A 6,650-nucleotide genomic window follows, 5' to 3' on the forward strand; every position below is an offset into this window, starting at 1 on the left:
CGGTTCCGGCTGCAGCGGGGCGCCTCTCAGGCCATCTCGGTCGGGACTCGGTCATCAGTGTAGTAGTTGTAGCGCCGATCGGTATAGCCCTCGAACCGTCGCATGATGGTCTCGTCGGCCTTGTTGAGCACCGCACCGAGCAGCCGCTCCGATACGATCGACGAAGCCGCCACCGCCTTGACCACCTCTTCGGTCGACGTGCTCCCCCATTCCACGACCAGGACGAAACCGTCGAACAAATGGGCTACGGCCTTCACGTCGACGACGGGGAGAATCGGCGGCAGATCGATCAGCACGTAGTCATATTCGCTCTTGGCCGACTTCAACGCCTGCTTCATAGCCGCCGAGTTCAGGATGTCCGAGCTGTTGGTCGGCTTGATCCGTGTCGAGGCGGGGAGGAAATCGAACTTGTGCTTCGCGTCGGTGATGACCAGGTCGTCGAACGGCGACTGGTTGGCGACCATGTCGACCAACCCCGGCGCGCTCGTATAGCCGAGGGTGCGGGTCATCGAGGGGTTGCGCAGATCGGCGTCGATCAGCAGGGTACGGCCGCCGCTCTTGGCCACGAAGGCCGCAAAGCCGGCCGCGACCGTCGTCTTTCCCTCGCCGGGCAGGGCCGAGACGATTCCGATCACCTTTCCGCCGGCGGGGTTCAGGTCGATCGCCACCTTGATATACCGCAGCGCCTCCGCGGTGGCGGAGAACGGCGCGACCTCGCTGATCTGCCGGAACGCCCGCGATTCGCGCAATGCGCCGTTCTGGCCGAGCCTCGCCCGGCGTTGCGGGAACGCCGGCAGTACGGCGAGACAGCTCGTCCCGAGCAGGCTCTCGAGCTGCGCGCGCGTGTGGATCTGCCGGTTCATCTGCTCCCGCGCCAGCGCCGACAAGATCCCGAGACCCAGCCCGCAGATCGCCGCAAGGGCCACGGTCAGGCTGACCTTGGGCGAGCTTCGGGCGAGCGGCGGCGTTGCGACCGTGACGACTCGGGCCTCCGTCGTGGGGAACGACTGCTGCTGGACCGACTGCGTGAAGCGGGAGAGGAACGTCTCGTAGATGCCGCGATAGGTGTTCGCGGCCGTCTCGAGCTCGCGCAGGCGGACCTGCGACTGGCGAGTCGAGGCCGACTGCTGGAACACCTCGCCCATGCGCTTGTCGATGGATTCTTCCTGAGTCTTGGCGATCTGCAACTCGCTCTTGTAGCTCTCGGCGATGCGCGAGATTTCATCCCAGATCGCGCGTTGCAGGGCGGCCATTTCCGCCCTCAGGTTGCGCGCGGCCTGGTGATCGGCGCCGTAGCGCGCGCTCCATTCCGATTCCTTATTCTGGTCGTCCAGGAACTGCTGGCGCAGCTTCGTGATCACGGGATTGCTGAGCGCGTCCGTGACGATGGGGTCAGGGATGTCGAAGCTTTCCTTGTTCGGATTGGGCCGCTGCTCCAGCACGCGCTGGATGCGTTCGAGCTTGGCCCTCGCCTGGCTGGTGTCGGCCCGGGCCTTGGCGAGCGCAACCCCGAGCTGATCCAGCTCTACCTCGCTCGCCAGCTTGCCGTCGACGCCGATGATGATGCCGTTCTTGGACTTGAAGTCCTGCACTTCCTTGTAGGCGTCGGAGGCCTGCTTGCGGAGCTCGCCGATCCGCTGCTCCAGCCAGATGCTGGCGCGGTGGGTGGCCTCGAACTTGGCCTGCAGCTGGTCCTCGATATAGGCGTCGGCAAAGGCGTTGGCGATCTTGGCGGCCTTTTCCGGATCCAGCGACGTGTAGGCGATCTGCTCGATGTAGCTGCGTCCGAGCCGCGTGACGCGCAGGTTCTCCCGGAGCGTGACCAGCACGCGACGCATGTTGTCGTCATCCGACGGCTGCCTCTCGGGGCCCGAGTTGAATCTCAGGAGCGAGAGAATGCGGGATTTGAGCTGGCCGCCGCTGCCGACGAATTCCGGGTCCTCATTGAGGTGCAACTGCTTGGCGACGGCGGCAGCGACCTTCTCGGATTTGGTGGTCTCGATCTCGCTATCGACCGAGGCGTCCTCGATCGTGCGATTTTCGGTCGACAGCTCCGCCTGGGTCCAAGTCACCTTCTTCGTGTCGATGATCATGTCCGCTTGCGCGGTGAACTTCGACGGCGTGACGGCGAGGTATGCAACACCGACGACGATCGTCAGAACCGTGATCAAGGCGATCAGCCGCCATTGCCGGCTCATGAAATCGCGGATCTGCAACAGCGGCATCGTCCCGCCCTTCCAGTCGCTGTCGGGGGCTGCTGGATATTGCGAAAACTGACCGGCTACGTTCATTAGGATTCCTTGGGGTTCACCCCGTTGTCAGCTTCATTCCCCCGGCGATGAAAAAGCTCAGCGCGTCGCACTCACGGGATTGGCCGCGGTGGTCGTCGTGCTCGGTGTCGTTTCTGGAGTCGGCGCGATAGCGACGGTGGAGGTGATCTGGAAGAAGGCGGGCGAGCCGCCGCCGCCCGGATTCGTGGTCCGGCCGGCGCCCTGGTTGGGATTGGTGACGATGACGCTGCCCACCGAGCTGCTCGCGGAATTGAGCGCCGCCTCCGTCGCTGCCGTCGAGAGGTCGCCCGCGACCGCGGCGAAGGTGTTCTGGAATTCGCCGTTCTCGAAGGATGCCGCGGCCTGCTGGATCAGCTGTGCCGCTTGCTGATCGACGGTTTGGCAGGCCACTGCCGCCTGGGCGAGACCGGCGGCGATGGCAGTCTGAAACCGTGGATTGGCCCCATCCGCCAGCTTGACGATGTCCATCGCCAGATTGGCGTCTGTCCCGGCAAGGTCTCTCACCTGGACCTCGATGGTGCGCGTGTCCGCGCCCGGCGCAACCAGGGCGGCTGGATTCGCCTTGAACTGGCTGATCGCGTTGGCCGAGGCCGGCGGCTGAATGCAGGGGGCGGCCGAGACGGCGCCTCCACAAAATGTTAGCAAGAGTAGAGCGCAGAATGATCTTGCAACCAGCCCGATACGCATGGGTACGCTCCAACTACTTGTACTGACGGTAAAAATTTCGCGGGGACCATATATCACGTTAAAGACGGTATCAACCATACCCCATCGCTATGGTTTACCCCTGTAGCTTTCGCGTGACTTGCTCCCAGGGTACCGTACGGAAAGCATTTTTCATGCCGGCCACCGGTTCCGAGTCGAGAGCGTTCCGACTTTCGTCGGCATTTGCCAAGCATTGGTTCGCGCAGATAACAAACAGTAGATGATTCGTTCATGATCGGGACACGCCGGAACCGGCGGAGCCGCTAGACTCGGTGAGCCTCACTTCATGTGCCAGACGATCTTGCCATATCGCGAACGCTGCGTCGTAATCGCAGGTTAATGCGTTGCCATCCCCGCTGCCAAATATCGAGATGCTCAAGGTGCAGGGGCGGCGCCCGTCTTTGCCGGAAGGCTTGAGGATCTACGCGATCGGCGACGTTCACGGCCGGCGGGACCTGCTCGACGTGCTGCTGTCGCGCATCGAGGCCGACACGGCTGAGCGTCCCGCGACGCAGACGCTGCACGTTTTTCTGGGCGACTACATTGATCGGGGCGCCGCCTCGCGCGAAACGATCGACCGCCTGATCGAGCACGGCAAGCGAAGCGAATCGGTCTTCCTCAAGGGAAATCACGAGCTGATCGCGCTCCGCTGCCTGCGGGAACCGGCCCTGTTCGACCACTGGATGCGGCTGGGCGGACTCGAGACCCTGGCTTCGTATGGAATCGTGGGCATCAATCTGGCCAGCGGCAGGCCGATCGCCGAGATACAATCCGCTTTTCACGACGCATTGCCGCGTCCGCACTTTCGATTCTTTCGCGACCTGAAGACCTCCTTCGCGTGCGGGGATTTCTTCTTCGCGCATGCCGGCGTGCGGCCACGCGTCGATTTGTCTCAGCAGAAGGAAAACGACCTGCTCTGGATCAGGGACGAGTTCCTGAGCTGCCCTGAGGATTTCGGCAAGATCATCGTCCACGGCCACACGCCGACGCGGGAGGTCGAGGTGGCCGTCAACCGCGTCAACATCGATACCGGCGCGTTCATGACCGGCCGGCTGACCTGCCTCGTGATCGAGGATTCGTCGCTAGCGGTGATCGATACCCGCTAGCTGAAGCGGCACGGGAACTGATGCGGGCGCAGGGCCTCGCCCGAGCTTCGCGGCGAGCAGCCCGTCGATATGGGCCCGCATCTTCTCGAAGAACTGCTGACGGCCGAACTGGCGCGCATGCTCGGCGATTCGACCCGGGTCGATCCGCATGTCGTCGAGCCGTCGCACCGCGGCCGAGATGGTCTCGACCGACTGCTCGGCGAAAAAGGTGCCAGAGACACCCTCGGCCACGGTCTCGGTCGCGCCGCCTTTGCCGAACGCAATGACGGGACGTCCGCTCGCCATGGCTTCCACCGGCACCATGCCGAAATCCTCCTCGCCCGGAAAGATGAGCGCGCGGCATCGCGCATAGTGGTCCTTGAGGACCTGGAACGGTTGCGGGCCCATCACCGTGACGGTCGGTCCGGCGAGGCGTCGGATTGCATCGAGCATCTCGCCGCCGCCGATCACGACGAGCTTCAGCTTCATCTCGTTGAAGGCGCGCACGGCGAGATCCGGACGCTTGTAGGAGACGAGCTCGCCGGCCATCAGATGGAAGTCGCCGAGCTCGGCGGGCGGTGCGAGCGAGAAGGCATCGGTGTCGACCGGCGGATGGATCACGACCGATTCGGCGCCATAGTAGCGCCGGATGCGCCGAGCGACCGTGGTCGAGTTCGCCACGAAGCTGTCCACGCGCGCGGCCGAGCTCACGTCCCACATGCGCAGGTAGTGCGACAGCGCCGGCATCATTAGCCGCGTCAGCCGGCCGCCGCCGTCACGGTAGTCGTGGTACATGTTCCAGATGTAGCGCATCGGCGTGTGGCAATAGCAGACGTGAACCGCGTCCGACGGCGGAATGACGCCCTTGGCCGGCCCCGATTCGCTGCTGATGACGAGATCGTAGCCGCGCAGATCGAGGTGCTCCAGCGCCAGCGGCATCAACGGCAGGTAGGTCTTGTACATCCGCGCCGCGCGGGGCAGCGAGTTGATGAAGGTCGGGATGACGCGGTGGGCGCGGATTCGTTCCGACATCATCTCGGGCACGTAGACGTGGGTGAAGATGTCCGCCTGAGGGTACATCTCGCAAAGGGCTTCGATCACCTTCTCGCCGCCGCGCATGCCGACCAGCCAGTAATGGATGATTGCAACTTTCATGGAGGATTTCCTGAAGTCTCGGCGCCGAATGAACGTCGGATAACAACGGCCGCGGCGCCGCGGTTCACCGTTGCACAACCGCGGTCGCTGTTGATGTTCCGGACCATCGCGGGGCTCATGGCTCGTTCATTTTCGCGATCTCGTCAGCCAATCCCTGCCGATTGAAATTCGGTGGCACCTGTTCGTCCTGAACACCCGGGTCGCGGTTGCCGAGCAGCTCATCGACATCCGGACGACGGCTCTCGATTCCCTGCGGCGGGACTTCGCCGTGGGCGATCCAGACGATCGCATTGAGCACCAGCTTGCGAAACTGGTCCTGCGCCCAGATTTGATGGGAGTGACCTCCGGTGCAGCCGAATCCACGGCCTGCCGGGCTCGTCGCATCGTTGTGGGTCTCGCTGACCCAGAAGACGTGCTCCGGCTGATTCTTGCCGACGGCGGCGCGCACGTCCGGATTGCCGGTATAGGGGCCATCGTTGCCGAGACGCGTTTCGTCCGGAGGCACGGCGGACAGCACCGGCTGGACTCCCTGCAGTCGGTCGCGAAAACGCATGTGGTAGTACCACTCATCGGTCAATTGGAAGGGTTTCAGCCCCTTGGCGACGGGATGGGCGGGAAACGACCTGAACTCCGCGCGCCAGAACGGATTGACCGAGTAGTAAGTCTCGAAATATCCGCCGATCATCTGCGTCCACTCGGCGGCGCCTTTCTGCTTCGGCACCTCGACGGCAAAGTGAAGCATGCCGATGCCGACACCGCTGCGCGACAACTCCGCGAGCTCGCTCTTGTGCGGCAGGGCGGGATGGGCGTCGGCGCCGTCGGTGTAGAGGATGATGGCGGAGGCGTCATCGAGCTTCTCCCGGGCCGGCCACTCGTCGTAATAGACCGTTGCCGAAAAGCCGGGCACAGCATTGATCCTGTCGGCGAGGAGTTTCGAGCCGGCCAGATAGTCATGCGCCATGAAGCCGTGGCTCGGCGCGCCCGCGATGAAGACGACTTCTTTCGTGCCGGACGAGCCGGCCGCAGCCGCGCCCGCGAAGGAAAGCGCACTGACCAACATCGCGGTCCGCAGGAGCATTCGAGCCTTGGTCGATGGCTGGACAGTCATTCGATCTTGCGGGATGTCATGATCCGGCGGATCGAGCCCCAGTCTTCCCTGAGGCTCTTGCCGTCGATCAGCGCCAGGACCAGGACGTAGGCGAGCAGGGCTGCGGCGATGCAGGCAAGGAGCCACGCCGGGCTGTGAGGATAGATGTCCTTGATCTCGACGAGCCCGGCAGTCGCGACGATGCTCGCAACGCCGGGACGAACCAGCCCGCGCAACATCGGAATCGGCTCGCATCCGGTTGCCTCTCTGGAGAAGATGAGCATTGCGGCACAGTAGAGCAGGGTGACGAAAACCATGCTGTACATG

At 63.7% G+C, this 6,650-nt stretch carries 6 protein-coding genes; 1 reads left to right on the forward strand and 5 read right to left on the reverse strand.

Going from position 1 to position 6,650, the window contains the following annotated elements:
- Positions 1 to 26: 26 nt before the first annotated feature.
- Together JOY90_RS34705 and JOY90_RS34710 are read right to left on the reverse strand one after the other, a co-directional pair.
- Positions 27 to 2,291, reverse strand: coding sequence for a polysaccharide biosynthesis tyrosine autokinase (locus JOY90_RS34705; protein ID WP_291695597.1), 2,265 nt, complete (start codon positions 2,289 to 2,291; stop codon positions 27 to 29).
- Positions 2,292 to 2,348: 57 nt separating this feature from the next.
- Positions 2,349 to 3,056, reverse strand: a complete 708-nt coding sequence (locus JOY90_RS34710; protein ID WP_291695598.1) for a hypothetical protein — start codon at positions 3,054 to 3,056, stop codon at positions 2,349 to 2,351.
- Positions 3,057 to 3,340: 284 nt separating this feature from the next.
- Between JOY90_RS34710 and JOY90_RS34715 the strand changes: the two genes are divergently transcribed.
- On the forward strand, positions 3,341 to 4,102 hold the full coding sequence (locus JOY90_RS34715; protein ID WP_291695599.1) for a metallophosphoesterase family protein: 762 nt from the start codon (positions 3,341 to 3,343) through the stop codon (positions 4,100 to 4,102).
- Here the strand turns inward: JOY90_RS34715 and JOY90_RS34720 are convergent.
- The 3 genes from JOY90_RS34720 to JOY90_RS34730 form a co-directional block, all read right to left on the reverse strand.
- Complete coding sequence (locus tag JOY90_RS34720) at positions 4,079 to 5,236, reverse strand: glycosyltransferase (protein WP_291695600.1); 1,158 nt, start codon at positions 5,234 to 5,236, stop codon at positions 4,079 to 4,081. The two genes, JOY90_RS34715 and JOY90_RS34720, sit on opposite strands and share 24 nt — an antisense overlap.
- Before the next feature lie 115 nt (positions 5,237 to 5,351).
- Entirely contained in the window at positions 5,352 to 6,314 is a 963-nt protein-coding gene (locus JOY90_RS34725; RefSeq protein WP_291695601.1) for a ThuA domain-containing protein, read from the reverse strand.
- Between the two features lie 26 nt (positions 6,315 to 6,340).
- On the reverse strand, positions 6,341 to 6,650 hold a 310-nt coding region (locus tag JOY90_RS34730; protein WP_291695602.1), incomplete at its 5' end, for a hypothetical protein.

This window comes from Bradyrhizobium sp. (assembly GCF_019242285.1).
Lineage (GTDB): Bacteria > Pseudomonadota > Alphaproteobacteria > Rhizobiales > Xanthobacteraceae > Bradyrhizobium.

Bases quoted from the DNA above. Each gene is read 5' to 3' on its own strand.
- JOY90_RS34710 (WP_291695598.1), bottom strand. From the start codon at position 3,056: ATGGTTGATACCGTCTTTAACGTGATATATGGTCCCCGCGAAATTTTT.
- JOY90_RS34720 (WP_291695600.1), bottom strand. From the start codon at position 5,236: ATGAAAGTTGCAATCATCCATTACTGGCTGGTCGGCATGCGCGGCGGC.
- JOY90_RS34705 (WP_291695597.1), bottom strand. From the start codon at position 2,291: ATGAACGTAGCCGGTCAGTTTTCGCAATATCCAGCAGCCCCCGACAGC.
- JOY90_RS34725 (WP_291695601.1), bottom strand. From the start codon at position 6,314: ATGCTCCTGCGGACCGCGATGTTGGTCAGTGCGCTTTCCTTCGCGGGC.